This window comes from Flavobacterium sp. CSZ, assembly GCF_015350725.1.
In the GTDB taxonomy this organism is placed as follows: Bacteria; Bacteroidota; Bacteroidia; order Flavobacteriales; family Flavobacteriaceae; genus Flavobacterium.
Genome location: NZ_JADKPQ010000006.1, coordinates 220,757 through 240,529, shown reverse-complemented (window position 1 = coordinate 240,529; position 19,773 = coordinate 220,757). Strand labels below are relative to the sequence as shown.

Annotated in this window: 11 protein-coding genes; all 11 read left to right on the top strand. The window is 37.0% G+C overall.

Annotated elements, in window-relative coordinates:
• Window positions 1-238: 238 nt before the first annotated feature.
• The 11 genes from IRZ78_RS09230 to IRZ78_RS09180 all read left to right on the top strand — a co-directional run bounded on the left by IRZ78_RS09230 (window position 239) and on the right by IRZ78_RS09180 (window position 19,738).
• A complete protein-coding gene (locus IRZ78_RS09230; protein WP_194616247.1) occupies window positions 239-1,636 on the top strand; it encodes a hypothetical protein in 1,398 nt (465 codons plus the stop codon).
• Between the two features lie 45 nt (window positions 1,637-1,681).
• Window positions 1,682-4,714, top strand: a complete 3,033-nt coding sequence (locus tag IRZ78_RS09225; protein ID WP_194616246.1) for a TonB-dependent receptor — start codon at window positions 1,682-1,684, stop codon at window positions 4,712-4,714.
• An 11-nt stretch (window positions 4,715-4,725) separates the two neighbouring features.
• Window positions 4,726-6,327, top strand: a complete 1,602-nt coding sequence (locus tag IRZ78_RS09220; protein WP_194616245.1) for a RagB/SusD family nutrient uptake outer membrane protein — start codon at window positions 4,726-4,728, stop codon at window positions 6,325-6,327.
• Between the two features lies 1 nt (window position 6,328).
• Window positions 6,329-7,966, top strand: coding sequence for a glycoside hydrolase (locus IRZ78_RS09215; RefSeq protein WP_194616244.1), 1,638 nt, complete (start codon window positions 6,329-6,331; stop codon window positions 7,964-7,966).
• 121 nt (window positions 7,967-8,087) lie between these two features.
• Window positions 8,088-9,674, top strand: coding sequence for a glycoside hydrolase (locus IRZ78_RS09210; RefSeq protein ID WP_194616243.1), 1,587 nt, complete (start codon window positions 8,088-8,090; stop codon window positions 9,672-9,674).
• 142 nt (window positions 9,675-9,816) lie between these two features.
• Window positions 9,817-12,237, top strand: a complete 2,421-nt coding sequence (locus IRZ78_RS09205) for a sugar-binding domain-containing protein (protein ID WP_194616242.1) — start codon at window positions 9,817-9,819, stop codon at window positions 12,235-12,237.
• Window positions 12,238-12,457: 220 nt separating this feature from the next.
• Entirely contained in the window at window positions 12,458-13,828 is a 1,371-nt protein-coding gene (locus IRZ78_RS09200; RefSeq protein WP_194616241.1) for a glycoside hydrolase family 27 protein, read from the top strand.
• A complete protein-coding gene (locus IRZ78_RS09195; protein ID WP_194616240.1) occupies window positions 13,828-16,374 on the top strand; it encodes an alpha-L-arabinofuranosidase C-terminal domain-containing protein in 2,547 nt (848 codons plus the stop codon). The genes IRZ78_RS09200 and IRZ78_RS09195 overlap by 1 nt, the downstream gene beginning before the upstream one ends.
• A 58-nt stretch (window positions 16,375-16,432) precedes the next feature.
• Window positions 16,433-18,367, top strand: coding sequence for a family 43 glycosylhydrolase (locus IRZ78_RS09190; RefSeq protein ID WP_194616239.1), 1,935 nt, complete (start codon window positions 16,433-16,435; stop codon window positions 18,365-18,367).
• 349 nt (window positions 18,368-18,716) lie between these two features.
• Complete coding sequence (locus IRZ78_RS09185; protein ID WP_194616238.1) at window positions 18,717-19,130, top strand: hypothetical protein; 414 nt, start codon at window positions 18,717-18,719, stop codon at window positions 19,128-19,130.
• A gap of 221 nt (window positions 19,131-19,351) precedes the next feature.
• A complete protein-coding gene (locus IRZ78_RS09180; RefSeq protein WP_194616237.1) occupies window positions 19,352-19,738 on the top strand; it encodes a helix-turn-helix transcriptional regulator in 387 nt (128 codons plus the stop codon).
• The last annotated feature ends 35 nt before the right edge of the window (window positions 19,739-19,773 follow it).

Below are 19,773 nucleotides of genomic sequence, written 5' to 3'. Positions count from 1 at the left end.
TGTACAATTAGACCCGTAAGAAGTTGTCTTATTAAGACGAGAAGTATATAAAGAAAAAAGAAAAAAAGTAGCTAACAATTAACCAAACCCAATAATATGAAAATAACCACATAATGAATTTTTGTTCTTCTGTTTTTCCCCTAAAAAAATAGTAGCAACAATATCCTGACAAATTAACCTACAGAATTTTTTAAACTATCACTTTACAATACCTAACTAACCTAACCTTAAAAATCAAATGAAAAAAAATGTATTTTTATTTTTTCTTGCTGTTTTTGCTGTTCTCTTTACAGGATGTCAAAATAACGAATCTGATTTTCCAAGTTCTGATAATCCTACTGTTGTTGTTTCGACAAAGGAAATTTACGGAGCACCAAGCAGGAAATTTGAAATTAAAGCCGCTTTGGCTGACGATTTAGGATTAAAAAGCGTGAGAATTCAAATCCCTGAATTATCACTCGATAAAGTCATTGCTTTTGCAACTGATCCCTTACTTAAATCATACGATTTGAGTTATTTTTTTGAAGTTCCTGCCAATAGAGGAACCTCTGAAGCTTTCAAAATAAAATTAACCATTACCGATGTTTCAGGCAACGCAATTGATCAAGACATTAACTTACGTCTTGACGGAGAATTTGCTGCGCCATCCATAACTATGATAACTCCAAAAGAAGGAGGCGTTATTTTATTGTCGACAAGCAATCAAATGCCGGTAAATTTTGTTGTGAATGACGATTCAGGAATCGATTTTATTCAAATTCAGTGTGCTGCATTGGGTATCGACGAAACAGTTCAATTAACAGGATCACCTCAGTCGTATACTTTTAATAAAACCTACACTTTACCGGTAACGGCTGATAATTACACTTTAACAATTACGGCAAAAGACAAATTTGCGATTCCAAATACCGGAACATTAAATGTAAATGTTATTGCTACAAATGAGTATCCGGCCATCTACTTATGCGATCAGCCAAAAGGAACAAATCTTACCACTGATGCTGTTGGAGTTCCGATGTATTTCCATGACAAAAACGGACAAGATTTCGAATTCAAATATTATGCAGATAAAGACAATAAAGAAATTTATTTCTTAGGTCAGGAATCTGGTTTTGCGCCACATTGTTTTGGCTTAAATACTTCAGGAGAATTGGCAGATGATGTGGCTTCGACACCAATTATCTTACCTACAAAAGGATATTATGTAATAAAAGTAAATCCAAATACTTTAAAATATACTGCCACTAAATATACGCCTTCAAGCAAAGTCTGGGCAGATGTAGCCAACGGATTATGGCATGATGAGGAAGCAAAAAGAAAACCTTTTGTGAGTGTTTGCGGATCAGGAATTCAAGGTGCTGACTGGGATACCTGGACGGCTTGGGTTCAAACAGGATTGCACTTAGCCAATAACCCAAATAACCCTTACCAATTAGTAGGAGAGTATACCCTGACAGGAACTATGGAGGCAACTTTCACAGGTCAGTGGTGGAATCCATCATGGAGGTTAATTAAAAACGGTATTGCTACAATGTCGCCGGGAGAAAACGGAAATGCTAAATATCCTGCAGCTCCGGGAGTTTACAAAGTAGTGCTGGATACCGAATTGGAAAGACTTTTTGTTACTAAAAAATAGTAGGTTATACTCTGGCTATAACATTTAATTAAAAAATATCTTAATATGAAATATAGATTTATATGGTTGTTTATCACCATGTTGTGCAGTGCTGCGACATTTGGTCAAATAACAGTAAAAGGAAGCGTTAAGGATAAAGGCAATGTGCCCATTCCGGGAGTAAACTTATTGGTAAAAGGAACTGCTAGTACAGCGGCTACAGATTTTGATGGGAATTTTACGATTTCTGTTCCCAATAAAAATGCCCAGATCGAGTTTTCGTTCATTGGCTTTGCCAATAAAACAATCACGGTGGGAGAGCAAACCGTTCTCAATGTAACGCTTGAAGAATCCAGTCAGGTTTTAGACGAGATTGTTGTGGTGGGTTACGCCGCGGTAAAAAAGAGCGATGTTACCAGTTCGATTTCTTCTATAAAAGGAAAAGAATTACAAACCATGACAGTGGGTAACGTTGCGGAATCTTTGCAGGGTAAAGTTGCCGGAGTCCAGGTTACTGGTCAGGGTGGTCCTGGCGCTCAGCCAAGGGTTTTAATTCGTGGTATCTCTACGGTAAACTTAAACACAGATCCGCTTTATGTAGTTGACGGAATCCCGATGGGAACCAGCATCAACTTTTTAAGTAATAACGAGATTGAATCGATGGAGGTTTTAAAAGATGCTTCTGCGAGTGCCATTTATGGTTCTCGAGCTTCCAACGGAGTTATCCTGATCACGACCAAAAAAGGTAAAAGCGGTCAGACAAGATTCAATTTTGATATGAGTTCAGGGATTCAGATGATGAACAATCCTTATAATATGTCAGATGCTGTTGGTTATGCTACTATTATGAACAAAGCCTACAACAACTCTGGTTATGCAGATTATTTGCCAAATCCATCTCAATACCAGGGAAAAACGACTGATTGGTGGAAAGCAGGAATTAAGTCCGGAGCGCCTGTAACGAATGCTTCTTTGGGAGTAAGCGGAGGTTCTGATAAACATACTTATGCTATTAGTTTAAACTACTATAACTCAGAATCTATTTATGAAGTAGGAGGATGGGAAAGAATCACGATGAGAATCAATAACGATTTTAAATTCTCGGATAAATTCTCTGCCGGAATTACTTTAAATCCTCGTTACGAAACTTACGGAGCTCCTGGAAACTGGGCTGATTTTGATAAAATTGATCCTATTACCCCAGTGTACAAACCAGCAGATCAATTGACAGGATTAGAAAATGAATACAGCATTTTTGCACGTTCTCCTTCTTATGTTTGGAACCCTGTTGCATCTGTAAAACGTTATGATGATTTTACAGATCAGTACAACTTAAATACAAACGGTTACTTGCAATATACGCCAATAAAAGGTTTGGTAATTCGTACTCAGGCTTCTGTAGAAGTAGGAGATAAAGTAAGAAGCAAATTTACACCGGATTTCGTAATTGATGCTGCACACGAAAAAGCAGAGATTAACACGATCGAAAGATGGAATACAACAAATGTTGACTGGACATGGCAAAATACCATTACCTATTCAAGAGCATTTGCAGAAAAGCATAATTTCTCTTTAATGGTGGGCAATACTATGGAAGAATACAATGGTAAAGATCTTTGGGGTTACGGAGAAGGCGTGCCTAACAATACTGATGCCATGAGAGAATTAAATGCTGCAACCAAAAACCGTAATAGCGGTGGTAACAGCTGGTCAAGTTCTTTAATGTCGTATATCTCTCGTTTTTCGTACAACTATGACAGTAAGTATTATTTTACAGGAACATTCAGACGTGATGGTTCTTCTAAATTCATGACGAACAACAAATGGGCTAATTTCCCATCGGCATCTGTTTCATGGAGAATTCTAAACGAAGGATTTATGGAGTCTACAAAAGATGTTTTAAGCGATTTAAGATTTAGAGCAGGTTGGGGTAAAGTAGGAAATCAAGGTTTGCCAACAGCTGTTTATCAATCAAACATTGGTCAAGGGTTTTATCCTATTGGCGATGTAGTGGGCGATACTTCATTCCCATCATCAATGGCCAATAAAGACATTAAATGGGAAACGGTAGAAGATATCAGTTTTGGACTTGATTTCGGATTATGGAAAAACAAACTATCAGGATCGTTAGAATATTATCAAAAGAAAACAAAGGATATGTTGTTCTTGAAACAATTTCCAACTTACAGTGGTTTCCCGGATAATTCAACTATCTGGTCAAATGTAGGTTCTATGCAATCAAGCGGTATTGATTTATTGCTTTCTTATAAAGATAAAAAAGGGGATTTCTCTTACGGGGTTGATGTAACTTTTACAACAGTAAACGTAGAAATGTTGTCATTATCATCTGAAGGAGAAAGACTTTACGGATCAGGAAGCAGAACCTTGACGATAAAAGGTGAAGAACCTGGATTCTTTTACGGATATGTGGCTGACGGTTTATTCCAAAATCAAACACAATTGAATTCACATACAGACGAGCACGGAACAAAATTACAGCCTTATGCTCAGGTGGGAGATGTTCGTTTTAAAGATGTAAACGGTGACGGAAAAATAGACGAAAAAGACCGTGCAAAAATTGGTTCTCCATGGGCTGATTATAACGTAGGTCTGAACTTGAATTTTGCTTACAAACAATTTGATTTAGTAGCCAACTTCTATTCAAGTATTGGAAACGAAATCGTAAACGAAAACATTAAGGATTTATACAACGGAGCAAGCCTCACTAACAAAGTAAGCGGATTAGAACAAATGGCGTGGCATGGTGAGGGAACTTCAAACCGTGTTCCTCGTTTGTCTAAAGATGATAACAACGAAAACTTTACCAAATTCTCTTCTCTGTATGTTGAAGATGGTTCGTTTGTACGTATGAAAAACCTTCAGGTTGGATATTCATTCTACAACAAATTTGGTTTAGATAAACTCAGAATCTCATTATCAGGACAAAATTTATGGACATGGACCAAATACGATGGTGTTGATCCTGAAGTTGCAGGAGGAGATCCTGACAAAGGCGATAGAGTAAAAGGATCAGGTTTTGGAGGATGGAACTATCCGGTTCAGCCAACTATTTTGATGGGGCTTAATGTAGCATTTTAATAAAAAACGACATGAAAAAAACGATATTATCAATACTAGCTTTTTCTCTAATTGCAGTTTCATGCAGTGATTTTATTGAAAAAGAGGAAAGAGGTAAACAAACCTTAGAGAACTATTTTCAAACCGCGCAGGAATGCGAGAACTATGCCAATGAACTTACACAACGTTTATTGCTTGCCAAAGAATGGTGGGTTTTAACAGCGCCAAGAGTTACCAACGAAATGGCAACCGATGATGCCTGGATGGGTAATACAGGTCAGGATAACAGTGCACACAGACCAGCTTCACAATATTTGATAACCCCGGATAATATGGGAGATATGAATGGTGCTTATACTGCTCATTACTATACTATTCAATCAGCCAATATTGGTTTAGAGAAAATGGCAGCATCGCCAATCTCTGATGCCCAAAAAAATCAGTATATGGGAGAATCTTTATTTGTAAGAGCCTATTGCTATTATGAATTAGTGAATCTTTTTGGAGCAATTCCGTTATACACTAAATCTCTTGGAACTGCTGATTTAAATTTACAACGTAGTCCTGTTGTAGACGTTTATGCTCAGATTGAAGCCGATCTTAAAGAATCTGCTGCAAAACTGGATAAAACTCCTGTAGCCAGAAACGGAAGAATCAACAAATGGGCAGCTTATGCTTTACTAGCACGTGTTTCGTTGTTTCAGGAAAAATGGGCTGAAGCCAAATTATATTCAAACAAAGTAATTACCGAAGGGCCTTTTGCTCTTGAATCTGATTTCTTGAACATCTGGAATGTAAATAATCATAATGGTGTTGAATCTATTCTTGAAGCGCAAACTTCATCTGTACAGGATAAAAATCTTGGAGCTGCTTTACCAACTTTGGCTGGAGCCAGAGGTGAAGACAAGAAAAACTTTCCGAGTAATGATGCAGGAGATGTTCTGGACGGTTGGGGATGGTGTATGCCAACCAGCGATTTAGAGAATGCTTATCTTTCTGAAAATGATGTAATTCGTCGCAGAAGCACTATTACAAAATGGGGAGAAGCTGCTTACGGAGATGAGGTATTGAATCCAACACACAAATTCAGTTTAAACGATAATAAATCAGGACGTATCATTCGTAAATATTACATCCCGATCGCGACACGTCGTGCATTAGACAAAAAAGACGGACACTTACCACTTAATATTCCGCTAATTCGTTTGGCCGAAATGTATCTTACAAGAGCAGAAGCTAACTATCATACTGGCGGAGATGCTTTAGGTGATATCAACATCATTCGAGCCCGTGTAAAATTAGATCCAAAAACAGGATTATCAGGACCAACACTTTTAAGACAAATCTACAAAGAGCGTCGTTTAGAATTGGCTTTCGAAGGATTGCGTTTGTATGATATTCGTCGTGAAAAAGATCCAAATACAGGAAGACCGGTAATCGAATCTTTGATGGGACCAAACGGAACTTTTGTTCAGTATAACCTGAATTCTACAGATCCGTACGAAACAACCAATTTAAGAGAACCTCAGGATAAAGGAATCAATTTTAATCCTGCAAAACACTTATTATGGCCAATACCTCAAATCGAAATTGATTTAAGTGGCGGATTAATCACTCAAAATCCTAATTACTAAAATGAGATTTATAAACAACAATAAAGTAAGTCTGCTGTGTGCAGGCTTACTTTTCGCAAACTCGTTTTTAGTAAGCTGCGATTCAGAAAACAACACAAACTCAGATGCAGACAATTCTACAGCAGAGTTGAGTATCAATCTGGATGCAAATCTTCAAACAATGGAAAGTTTTGGCGCTTCTGATGCCTGGCAATGTAATTTTATAGGAAGAAATTGGCCTTCGGATAAAAAAAATAAAATAGCCGATTTACTTTTCAGTAAAGAATTAGATGCAGAGGGAAATCCAAAAGGAATTGGATTATCATTATGGCGTTTCAACCTTGGTTCAGGAAGTGCTGAGCAAGGTGATGCAAGTGATATTACAGATGAATGGAGACGTACAGAATGTTTTACCAATGATGGAGTTAGCTATAACATGAACAAACAAGCCGGTCAGGTTTGGTTTATGAAAGCAGCAAAAGAGCGTGGCTTAGAGAAATTACTGGCTTTTACCAATAGTGCTCCGGTGTATTTAACACAAAACGGAAAAGCGCACGCATCCATCAAAGAATTTTATAATTTAAAAGATGGAAAATGGTCGGAATTAGCTGATTTCTGGACTAACTCTTTGGATAAACTAAAATCAGAACACGGTTTAACAATCGATTATGTGTCTCCCTTTAATGAGCCACAATACGAGTGGGACGGTTCAGGACAAGAAGGTTCACCGGCAACGAATACCAATATCTACAGTTTTGTAAATGTCCTTTCTCCAAAATTACAATCAAAAGGATTGACTTCTCAGATTGTGGTAGGAGAAACAGCAGCTTACGAGCACTTATACAAAACGGTTTCTGGTAAAGAAAACAGATCAAACCAGATCGATTATTTCTTCGGAGTAAATTCGGCTAAAAATATTGCAGGATTACCCAACGTAAAAAAGACCATTTCAGGACACAGTTACTGGCAAGCATGGCCTTTGACAGAGTTGGTGTATTCAAGACAATTGGCAGCAACAAGAACGCAGTCAGTTCCTGGATTAAGCCTTTGGTCATCAGAATATTGTGTTTTAGAAAGCCCTGGAACTGCTGAATTACCAGGCGGAGCAGGTCCGGGAAGAGATTTAGGAATCCAGACTGCACTTTGGACAGCTCGTATTATCAGTACAGATATTGCCGTTGGTGGTGTTTCATCATGGCAATGGTGGACCGCTATTAGCCGCGGAGATTACAAAGACGGTTTAATTCACGTAGATGATGGTTCAAGCAACGGAGCCGGAAATGCAGATTATTGCAAAAACGACGGTTTTGTCAGAGATGCAAAAACACTTTGGGCATTAGGAAACTTTTCATTCTTCGTAAAGCCGGGAATGGTCAGAGTGCAGATTCCAAGTGTTGATAATGCCACTTCGGTCAATGGTGTAATGGTAACTGCATACAAAGATGCGACAACAAAAAAAATAGTAGTTGTAGCAGTAAACGTTGGCAAATCGGCGAAAGCCTATAAACTGAACCTTTCAGGCGGTGCATTAACAGATAATAAATTGACACCTTATACAACTTCTGAAACTTTGAGTTTGAAAAAAGGAACCGCTGTTGAAGCTTCTGGTTTTGAAATTCCGGCGAAGTCAATTGTGACTTATGTAGGGACATATAAATAAGAGTAAAAAATTAACCGCAAAGCGCTCAAAGAAAGACCGCAAAGGTTCGCAAAGCTGATATAAACTTTGCGAACCTTGCGAAAACTTAGCGTCTTTGCGGTTGAAAAAACAAAAAGAATAAATGAGAAAAGTATACATCTCGCTTTTATTGGTCATGAGTTCGCTGTCGTATGCACAGCGAACCGTAACCATTAGCACTGATAATGTAGTACAAACCATGGACGGTTTTGGAGGCTCTGATGCCTGGAGATGCCAGTTTGTGGGTAAAAATTGGCCGGAACAAAAAAAGAATGCCATTGCCGATTTACTTTTTAGCAAAGAAATCGATGCACAGGGAAATCCAAAAGGAATCGGACTTTCGATCTGGAGATTTAATCTGGGTGCGGGAAGTACAGAGCAAGGCGAAAAAAGTAAAGTTTCGGACGAGTGGAGAAGAAGTGAATCTTTTTTGCAGGCAGATGGCACTTACGATTTCAATAAACAAGAAGGACAAAGATGGTTCCTGCAGGCGGCGAAAAAGCGTGGCGTGGAAAAATTCCTGATTTTTACCAATAGTGCGCCGGTTTACATGACCAAAAACGGATTATCTTTTGCATCTGAAAAGAATAAGCTGAATCTAAAAGATGGCGCAATTCCAAAATTTGCCGATTTTCTAGTTCAAAGTATTCAGGGATTGGAAAAGAAAGAAGCAATCAAATTTGATTATGTAAGCCCGATCAACGAGCCGCAATGGGAGTGGATGCCAAAACATGGCGACACCAACAGTCAGGAAGGAACTCCGGCAACCAATCAGGAAATTTACGATTTGACCAAATCACTTTCGCAAAAACTCAAAGCCAATAAAATGAATACAGAAATAGTCATTGCCGAAGCCGCCCAAATCGATTATTTATACGAAAATGTAAATTCGGAAAACCGCGATAAGCAAATTGATTATTTCTTTGGAAAAACAAAAACAAACGTTTCAAAATTCCCAAATCTAAAAAACGTCATTTTAGGACATAGTTATTTTACCACCTGGCCAATTGAAAGACAGGTTTTAAGCAGAAAATTAATTGCCGCCAAGATCAAAGAAAATCCGGGATTAAAATACTGGCAATCGGAATATTGTATTTTAGAGAATCCTGGAGAAGCTGAAATTCCTGGCGGTTCAGGCGGAGGAAGAGATTTAGGAATGCAGACGGCTTTATTTGTAGGACGTTTGATTCACAATGACATTGCTGTTGCCAATGCCGCTTCATGGCAATGGTGGACATCGCTAACACGTGTTGATTACAAAGACGGTTTGATTTATCTTGATGACGGAAAAAGCAACGGAGGAACAGCGCCGGATTACGTAAAAAATGACGGAGAATTTCACGATTCAAAATTACTTTGGGCTTTAGGAAATTACTCTTTGTTTGTACGTCCGGGAATGCTTAGAATCGATGTTCCCAACCAAAACGATCTCGAAGCAGCAAACGATGTAATGCTAACCGCTTACAAAGATCTCGAAAACAAAAAGCTAATTGTAGTGGCTGTAAACGTTGGAAAATCAGCCCAGAAATACAAATTCAATTTATCGAAAGGAACTGTGAAAAACAATGATTTTACACCTTACATAACCTCAGATAATTCGAATTTGAAAAGAGCAGCAACTCAAAAAATCGGCAATCTCGAAATTCCCGCAAAATCGATAGTGACCTTTGTGGGGGAGCTACAATATTAAAAAGTTTCAAGTTTCAGGTTTCAGGTTTTGAGTCGCAGTGACAGTCTTAGTTCAAGCCTGAAACCTGAAACAAAAAATAATAATTAAAAATAACAAAAGCTTAGAATCTTAGATTCTCAGCACTTTAGCACCTTAAAAAAAAATGTTTACAAAAAAGATCTTACTTCCCGTATTTCTCTTCTCGTGTTTGTCTGCATTCAGCCAGATCTCGTTTGGAGATTCAAAGAAAATCAATGACAACTGGAAATTCAATCTTCAGGATACCCCGGATGCTCAAAAACAAGCTTACAACGATAGCAAATGGCAGTCAGTAAACGTTCCTCATGACTGGAGCGTAAAAGGACAATTGAGCCCAACATTGGCTAGTTGTACCGGTTTCTTGCCAGGCGGAATTGGCTGGTATCGTAAATCAGTTACGATTCCTCAAAGTAAAACGGGCCAAAAAGTCTATTTGTATTTTGAAGGCGTTTACAACAGAAGCGAAGTTTTCATCAACGGACATTCATTAGGAAAACGTCCAAACGGTTATATTTCTTTTGCTTATGATGCCACTGCGTATGTAAAATATGGTGGAGAAAATACGATTTCGGTTCGTGTAGATCACAGTCAAAGTGCCGATTCAAGATGGTACACAGGTTCAGGAATTTACCGTGACGTGTGGTTGGTATATTCTAATGAGGTCCATATTGCACAATGGGGCGTTTATGCATATCCAGAAGTAAAAAAAGGAACAGGAACACTAAATGTTGAGGTTGAAGTAGAAAATGGTTCAGCAGCAAAATCAAGTCTTACAGTAGTAAATGAACTGATCTCAAAAGACGGAAAATCGGTTGGAAAATCTTCATCTAAAGTAGAGATTGCAGCCAATAAAAGCGGAAAAATCTCCACTAAAATAAATGTAAAAAATCCGCAATTATGGGATTTAGAGAATCCGAATCTATATCAACTTAAAACAACTGTTTTTAAAGACGGAAAACAAATTGACGAAACGCTAACCAAAACCGGTTTCAGAGATTTCAAATTCGATCCTAATAATGGTTTTGCATTAAACGAAAAATGGATGAAAATGAAAGGTGTTTGTCTGCACCACGACGCGGGAGTTTTAGGATCTGCAGTACCAAGAGAAGTTTGGGAAACAAGATTGAAAACATTAAAAGAAATTGGTGTAAATGCAATCCGTACCAGTCATAATCCGCAAGCGCCTGTTTTCTACGAACTGTGCGACGAGTTAGGAATATTGGTTTTAAACGAAGCTTACGACGAATGGGAATTTCCAAAACGCAAATGGCTGGAAGGATGGAATTACGGAACTCCGGGATTCGAAGGTACCTTTGATATTTTTGCAGACTATGCAGAGAAAGATCTGGAAGATTTTGTACGTCGTGACAGAAACCACCTTTCGGTTTTTGCGTGGAGTATTGGTAATGAGGTAGATTATCCAAATGATCCTTATTCTCACCCGGTTCTCGATAAAGGAAAAGACGGATTCGGACAAGCCAATTACGGTGGTTACAAAAAAGATGCGCCAGATGCTATGCGTCTTGGAGCAATTGCAAAACGTTTGGTAGCTGCGGTTAAAAAATACGACAAATCACGTCCAACAACTGCTGGTTTAGCCGGAGTTGCAATGTCTAACGAAACAGAATATCCAGGTGCTTTAGACATTACAGGATATAATTATACGGAAAGCAAATACCAATCGGATCACGAGAAATACCCAAACAGAGTTATTTTTGGAAGTGAAAATGTTCACGATATGGAACCTTGGTTAGCGGTAAAAAACAACAAACACATCTTTGGACAATTCTTATGGACAGGAATTGATTATTTAGGAGAATCAGGAAGATGGCCATCAAGAGGTTTTTACTCAGGATTGGTTGATTTTGCAGGAGTAATCAAACCTAGAGGATATTTCCGTCAGTCACTTTGGTCAGATAAACCAATGACATATATCGGAACTTATCCATTAAAAGATGTAAAAGATGTTTCCAAAGATGCATGGGCTATTTGGAATTACACTCAAGGTGAAAAAATTCGCGTAGTGGTGTATACCAATGCAGCCAAAGCACGTTTAGAACTGAACGGAAAAGTAGTGGGTGAAGCAAAAGCTTACGACGAAAAAACCGGAATTATCTATTGGGATATTCCATTTGCTTCAGGAAAATTAGAAGCAATTGGTTTAAGCAAAGACGACAAAGAGGTAAGCAGATATGCTATTTCGACTACGCAACAACCTGTAGAGTTAACAATTGCAGACAAAAACATCACAATTTCTAAAGATAAAGGAGTTGCTAAAATCATGGTTCAGGTGAAGGATCAAAACGGTTTGCCGGTTATGCTTTCGGATAATGAAGTTACCTGCACCATTAGCGGACCTGGAGTTTTATTAGGACTAGAGGCAGGAAACAACAGCGACATGACTGATTATACAGATAATGTACAAAGAGTATATCACGGTCATATTGCCGCGTACATTCAGGCAACTGGAGAAGCTCAGCCTATAAAAGTAACCTTTACAAGTCAGTGGTTAAAACCCGTTGAAGTTACCATTAATGTGAAATAATAAAATCGGCAAGACTTAACAGGTTTTTAAAACCTGTTGAGTCTAAGAAAATGTCTAAGAAATAAATAAATCAACACAAGTAAAATTTATTACAATTCACTTTAATTTGTGATAAAAAAGGAACCTGTCTGTTTATACAGGCAGGTTCTTGTGTTTAAGGACTAAATTTTATTATATTTGAAGTGTATGTTTTACATTTATTAATTTTTACAAGCTTAAAATGAAAATAAAAAATACAATTGCTTTGGCAATAGGCGTTGTTTTAGCATCTGTTTCATCGAATGCTCAGAGCACAACATTCAAAAAAGAGGAATTCAAACAATGGGCACAAACTCCGCCAATGGGTTGGAACAGTTGGGACTCTTACGGTTCGACAGTAGAAGAACACGAAGTAAAAGCCAACACCGATTATATGGTAAAAAACCTGAAAAAATTTGGCTGGGAATATGTCGTAGTTGATATCAGATGGTTTGTAGAAAATGACAAAGCAGGAGGATACAATCAAACAGATCCACGTTATGTAATGGATCAATACGGAAGATATTTGCCGGCTTTAAATCGTTTTCCATCTGCAAAAGACGGACAAGGATTTAAACCTTTGGCAGATTACATTCATAAAAAAGGATTGAAATTCGGGATTCACATTATGCGCGGAATTCCTAAAAAAGCCGTTGAAGACAAATTGCCTATCAAAGGTACAAACGGAATTACCGCTGATCAGATTTACTCAACAGCATTACAATGCGAATGGTTAAGAGACAATTATACCGTTGTTGCAGACAAGCCGGGAGCACAGGAGTACTATGATTCATTATTTGAATTGTACGCACAATGGGGCGTTGATTTCATCAAAATTGATGATTTATCAAGACCGTATCACCAAGGAGAAATCAACCTGATTAGAAACGCGATAGACAAATGCGGACGTAAAATTGTATTGAGCACTTCGCCGGGAGAAACTCCTATCGAAGCCGCACCACACGTAACCACTCACGCCAATATGTGGAGAATGGTAGACGACGTTTGGGACACCTGGCCACACATTACACATCTGATGAATGTAGCTCAAAAATGGTATCCTTACATTGCGCCGGGAACATGGCCAGATTGCGATATGATTCCCCTTGGACGTATTTCACTCAGAGGAGAACGTGGCGAAGACAGAATGTCGCGACTCACAAAAGACGAGCAATATACTTTGATTACTTTCTTTAATATTTTTAAATCGCCGTTGTTTTTTGGAGGAGATTTACCAAGTAACGACGCTTTCACTTTATCATTATTAACCAATAAAGAAGTGGTAAAAATGCACAATGAAAGTACCGATGTAAAACAACTTTTCCAGAAAGACGCAAAAATAGCGGTGACTTCAAAAAATCCAAAAGATGCAAGTGTTTATCTGGCGTTGTTCAATATCTCGGATACGGCGACAGAAACGATTTCGGTAAATTTATCAGATCTTGGAATTTCAGGTTCGGTTCAGGCTGTTAATTTATGGACAGGGGAGAAATCGACAGTTTTAGCTACGGCAGTTTCAGCAGAATTAAAACCTCATAGCTCAGTACTTTTTCAATTAAAAGCTAAAAAATAATGAAGAAGTTTTTACTGGGTCATCGAATTCTGATTGTACTTTTTGCAGTTTTTGTTTCATTTGCATTTGGTTTAAAATCAAAAGAAGACAAACCAGGCAAGGTATATCTTTTCGCGTACTCCACATTAAAAAATAATGGAAAAAACGGACTTCATTTTGCCTGGAGTACAGATCAGAAAAACTGGTTTGGCGTAGGTCCTGAACATTCTTTTTTAAAATCAGATTATGGGAGTTGGGGACCAGAGGGTAAATCAATGTCTGAAGCTTTTTTAATTGAAGATAATAACGGAATTTTTCATTGTTTTTGGGGAGTGCAGGATGATGTTTTTGCATCTGCTTCAAGTAAAGATTTGATTAATTGGACAAGACAAAGTTACACTCAGGCAATGAAAAATGTAACAAAAAATGAATCAGGAAAATCAATTATTCAAAACATAAAAGTCAGCAAAAAACAAGGAGAATATACCATTCATTGGAAGACAGATAACGCAAATTACGCTAGTGTTACCAAAGATTTTAAAACATATTCTAAAGCAATAATTGATAACAATAAAGCTCCTGGATTTAGTGAAATTACACTTCAGGGAGAAACTCAAAAAGGAACTATTACTGAAGTTGATTGGACTTTAGTGGATTCGCTGATAAAAAACATGGAATCATCAAAGTTTAGGGACAAACAAGATAATACTTCACCCAAAAGTGATAGTGTAATGTTTGTTGGTCTGAAACCTGTAAGGGCTCAAATTAGCATTGACGCAAAAGATTCTAAAAAAATAAGCAATATGCTTACGGGAATGTTTTTTGAAGATATTAATTATGCTGCAGATGGTGGTTTATATGCTGAATTGATCCAGAATCGTGATTTTGAATATTCACTGCACGATAAAAAAGGCAGCGATAAGAACTGGAATGAAACAATGGCTTGGAGTGGAAATTTTAAGCTGGAAAAGGAAAATCCAATTCACCCTAATAATTCGCATTATGCTGTACTTACAAAGAGTAAAATCAGCAATTCAGGTTTTGACGGAATTCCGCTTAAAGCCAATGAAAAATATAATTTCAGTGCTTTTGCAAAAGGAGCAAAATTTACAATAAAACTAATTGGGGCTAGGGGAGAAACTCTGGCGGAAGCCGCACTAAAACCAAATACTTCGTGGAAAAAAATTAGCGCAGTGTTAAAAGTATCCAAAACAGTAAGCGATGCTCATTTAGAAATTAGTTCTGATGGAGAAGTTGCCCTTGATATGGTGTCTCTTTTTCCTGAAAAAACCTTCAAAAACCGTAAAAACGGACTTCGTGCTGATTTGGCTGAGACCATTGCCGATATGCATCCAAAGTTTGTTCGTTTTCCTGGGGGATGTGTGGCTCATGGCGATGGAATAGGAAATATTTACCGTTGGAAAAATACTATTGGACCTTTAGAGAGCCGAACTCCCATGCGTAATATTTGGGGATATCATCAATCACTTGGATTAGGATATTTTGAATATTTTCAGTTTTGTGAAGATCTGGGCGCGCTTCCTGTTCCGGTGTTGGCGGCAGGAGTTCCGTGTCAAAATTCATCTGACGGTGGTGCCGGACAACAATTTGGTATTGCGATGCAGGACATGGATCAATACGTACAGGATGTTCTGGATTTAATTGAATATGCCAATGGGCCCGTAACAAGTCTTTGGGGTAAAAAACGTGCTGAAGCAGGGCATCCTAAAGCTTTTAATTTAAAATATGTTGGTATTGGTAATGAAGATTTAATTAGTGATGTTTTTGAAGAACGTTATAGAATGATTGTAAAAGCCGTGCAGAAAAAATATCCGGAAATTATCATTATTGGTACTGTTGGACCCTTTTTTGAAGGCACAGATTATAACGAAGGATGGGCAATTGCCAATGATTTGAAACTGCCAATTGTAGACGAACATTATTATCAAAGTCCGGGTTGGTTTATCAATAACCAGAATTTTTATGACAGCTACGACCGTTCTAAATCAAAAGTGTATTTGGGAGAATATGCATCTCGTGGTAATAAATTTTACAATGCTTTGGCCGAGGCTCTATATCTTACTGCTATTGAGCGAAATGGCGATGTAGTTACAATGGCTTCTTATGCACCTTTATTAGCGCGTGAGAAACACACACAATGGAATCCTGATTTGATTTATTTTACAGGAAATGAAGTAAAACCAACAGTAAATTATTTTGTACAGAAATTGTACGGAGAGAATCCGGGTGATATTTATTTGCAGCATAAAATAAAATTATCAGATGCTAGTAATGAAGTTCATAAGCGAATTGGCGTGTCAGTGGTTCGGGATAATGCTTCGGGAGATTTGATTGTAAAGTTGGTCAATATGCTTCCGGTTGCTGTGATTCCGTCAATAGATGTATCGAATTTAGCGACAACTGAAAATGCAGGTTATACTACATTTTCAGGAAATCCTGAGAGCACAACTGCCAGACCAATATCTCAAACTATTACAGTAAAGGAAGCCTTTTCAAAAGAATTGCCTGCTTATTCATTTACTGTGATTCGTATTAAAACTAAATAATTTTTCGACTATTTAAAGTTATTTTTTAAAAGTTGAAAAACCATAAACAGAATAGATAATGAAAAAAACACATTTTAGCCTTGTATTATTTTTAGTGATTTTGAATTTCTTACAAGCCCAGAATACTCCAAAAGGAACTCCGCCTGTAATTGCTGATAAAGATTTAACAGCTTACTTGTTTGTGTACTTTACAGGAAATTCTGTAGAAGAAGAAGCAGTACGATACGCCATAAGTGCCGATGGGTATCATTATTATCATTTAAATAATAACAAACCGGTGATCGACAGTAAAGTGATTAGTTCAACAGGAGGTGTTCGTGATCCGCATATTTTGCGTGGCGATGATGGTAAAACATTTTATATGGTCTTGACCGATATGACTTCGTCTAAAGGCTGGGACAGTAACCGCGCGATGATTTTGCTTAAAAGTACTGATCTGGTAAAATGGGAAAGCAATGTTGTAAATATTCAAACTACTTTTCCTGGAAATGAAAACCTGAAACGTGTTTGGGCGCCACAAACCATTTACGATGCTAAAGCAGGAAAATATATGATTTACTTCAGTCTGCAATATGCAGGAGGTCCCGATAAAATTTATTACGCTTATGCCAATAAAGATTTCACGGCTCTGGAAAGCGCTCCAAAATTGTTATTTGTACCAAAATCACAGAGAGCTTCTATTGACGGAGATATTATCGAAAAAGATGGCGTATACCATCTTTTCTATAAAACCGAAGGCGGAAAGGCCGGAATAAAAGTGGCCACAACAACAGATCTAACTTCAGGGAAATGGATTGAAAACGACAATTATCTGCAACAAACTAATGATGGGGTTGAGGGGTCAAGCGTTTTCAAACTCAACAATTCTGATGATTATATCCTGATGTATGATGTATATACCAAAGGAAAATATCAGTTTACCAAAACCAAAGACCTGGAGAACTTTACAGTAATTGACAATGATATTTCGATGGATTTTAATCCACGTCACGGAACTATTTTACCTATTACCCGCTCTGAGTTGAAAAAACTTATTGCCAAATGGGGAATGCCGGAAAAATTTCCAAAAATAAATAATAATCCGGTTCTTGAAGGGTATTATGCTGATCCTGAGATTTTATATTCAAACAAAACTAAGAAATATTATATCTACCCAACCAGCGACGGATTCGATGGCTGGTCAGGAAATTATTTTAAAACCTTTTCATCAGATAATTTAACCGACTGGAGAGACGAAGGAATTATTGTAGATCTTAGAAAAGATGTAAGCTGGGCCAACAGAAACGCCTGGGCACCTTGTATTGTCGAGAAAAAGATCAAAGGAAAATACCAATATTTCTATTATTTTACAGCGGCTCAAAAAGTGGGCGTAGCTTTCTCAGAGAATCCTACTGGACCTTTTAAAGACAGCGGAAAAGCTCTGATAAGCACAAGACCCGAAGGTATCAAAGGCGGTCAGGAAATCGATCCGGATGTTTTTACAGATCCTAAAACAGGTAAAAGTTATCTCTACTGGGGTAATGGATATATGGCCGTTGCTGAATTGAATGCCGATATGATTTCGCTTAAAGAAGGAACTACAAAAGTCATTAAAGTAGACAATACATATAGAGAAGGAACGTATGTTATTTACAGAAACGGACAATATTATTTCTTGTGGAGCGAGGACGATACCAGAAGCCCAAATTATAAAGTAAGATATGGAGTTTCTAAATCGCCTTTAGGGCCAATAGAAATTCCTAAGAATAATATTGTCATACAAGGAAATCCTGGTCAGGGAATCTATGCAACGGGACATAATTCGGTTTTGCAAGTTCCAAACAAAGACCAGTGGTATATTGTGTATCATCGATTTTCATATCCAACAGGAATAAAAATGGGAGATGCTGGCGGATTTCATCGTGAGGTTTGCATCGATAAACTGGAGTTTAATCAGGATGGGACTATTAAAGAAGTAATTCCAACTCATTTGGGCATAAAAGCAATTAAATAATTTTATATATTAATTTTGGTCAGTAAGGGCTATTTCTTTCGATAGAAATAGTCCTTATTTTTTTTGTATGATTCTAAAAAACAGGTGTAGTAGAAAAATGTTTTCATAAACTAAATAGTAAAGGGCGGGGAACTAATTGGAAGTAAAAATTTACATTTTGGATTTAATTACAACTTTTAGTTATATTCTATAAGAGGGTTTGTAGGAAAAAAAAACGAGATAATGCGTAATATTGCGAAGATGAATATTGTTTTAAAATAATTAAATGAAATCGTTGTTTTAACCGTTTCTATTAATTCTTTACTACAATAAAATGCATAATTTTTTTTAAATAATCCCCCCAATTATTATGTTCTTTACACTTACTCATGACCTAGTTCAATTTCAGTATGGATCAAATCAGTGGCAATACAGCTATAATGAGATTGTAGAACTTGGTTTACTCAAAAAAAAGAAGACTTACCTTCTTGAAAATTGCGCTTTTATTGCAGTAACAGCCTTAGCGTATTATTGCATGGTTTTCTCTAATTTATCTGAGTTGTATTATTTAGGGCCTACCTTACTGGTATATACAATTCTTATTATTTTGAGATTTCACAACGACATTGAATTTGAATATTATGTCATTGTCAAAGATATCTATAAAAAAGAAACCAAAGTAAAAATCAATGGTATGGATCGTTCTGTAATAGGAAAACAGATCGATCATTTCTTAACTCTGAATTTTAATCGATTATTACAGAAAACAAAAAACAACCTATAAAATTAAGCCATGTTATTATCAGGAATTTCCCCTTACGATTTAGTTTTGATGGCTGCGGCTATTTTATATGGTTTTATTATTACCACTAAAAAAAAATGAAAACACACTATTACACTAACCTACTATTGTGGTAGTATGAAATTAAACCTAATAGTATAGCTGTACTACTAAAAGTTTAATACCGGTCAGTTTTAGCTATACAAAATACCCCAAATAAAATTATGACCACTTCGATAAAAAATAAAATCAAAAGCATTAGAGAATTAAAAAATTATACCCAGGAATATATGGCGGATCAACTAGGAGTTACACAGGCAGGTTATAGTAAAATTGAAAAAGGAAAAACGATTCTTTCCTATGTAAAATTGGTCGAAATTGCCCGTATTCTCGAAGTTAGTGTAGAGGATGTTATTAGTTTTGACAGTCAGAGATATTTTAATAATGTCAATAAAGTTAGAGGAAACAATAACGGAAGTATTCAAATTAATTCAGACAATAGTGCTGCTCTTAAGGTGCTTTATGAAGATAAAATAAAGCTTTTAGAAAAATTACTACTTAAAACAGAAGAAGAATTATGTCGTTATAAAGACAGATTTGGACAAATCTAAAAACAAAAAACGGGGCAGTATAACCCCGTTTTTTC

Bases quoted from the DNA above. Each gene is read 5' to 3' on its own strand.
- IRZ78_RS09230 (WP_194616247.1), top strand. From the start codon at position 239: ATGAAAAAAAATGTATTTTTATTTTTTCTTGCTGTTTTTGCTGTTCTC.
- IRZ78_RS09225 (WP_194616246.1), top strand. From the start codon at position 1,682: ATGAAATATAGATTTATATGGTTGTTTATCACCATGTTGTGCAGTGCT.
- IRZ78_RS09220 (WP_194616245.1), top strand. From the start codon at position 4,726: ATGAAAAAAACGATATTATCAATACTAGCTTTTTCTCTAATTGCAGTT.
- IRZ78_RS09215 (WP_194616244.1), top strand. From the start codon at position 6,329: ATGAGATTTATAAACAACAATAAAGTAAGTCTGCTGTGTGCAGGCTTA.
- IRZ78_RS09210 (WP_194616243.1), top strand. From the start codon at position 8,088: ATGAGAAAAGTATACATCTCGCTTTTATTGGTCATGAGTTCGCTGTCG.
- IRZ78_RS09205 (WP_194616242.1), top strand. From the start codon at position 9,817: ATGTTTACAAAAAAGATCTTACTTCCCGTATTTCTCTTCTCGTGTTTG.
- IRZ78_RS09200 (WP_194616241.1), top strand. From the start codon at position 12,458: ATGAAAATAAAAAATACAATTGCTTTGGCAATAGGCGTTGTTTTAGCA.
- IRZ78_RS09195 (WP_194616240.1), top strand. From the start codon at position 13,828: ATGAAGAAGTTTTTACTGGGTCATCGAATTCTGATTGTACTTTTTGCA.
- IRZ78_RS09190 (WP_194616239.1), top strand. From the start codon at position 16,433: ATGAAAAAAACACATTTTAGCCTTGTATTATTTTTAGTGATTTTGAAT.
- IRZ78_RS09185 (WP_194616238.1), top strand. From the start codon at position 18,717: ATGTTCTTTACACTTACTCATGACCTAGTTCAATTTCAGTATGGATCA.
- IRZ78_RS09180 (WP_194616237.1), top strand. From the start codon at position 19,352: ATGACCACTTCGATAAAAAATAAAATCAAAAGCATTAGAGAATTAAAA.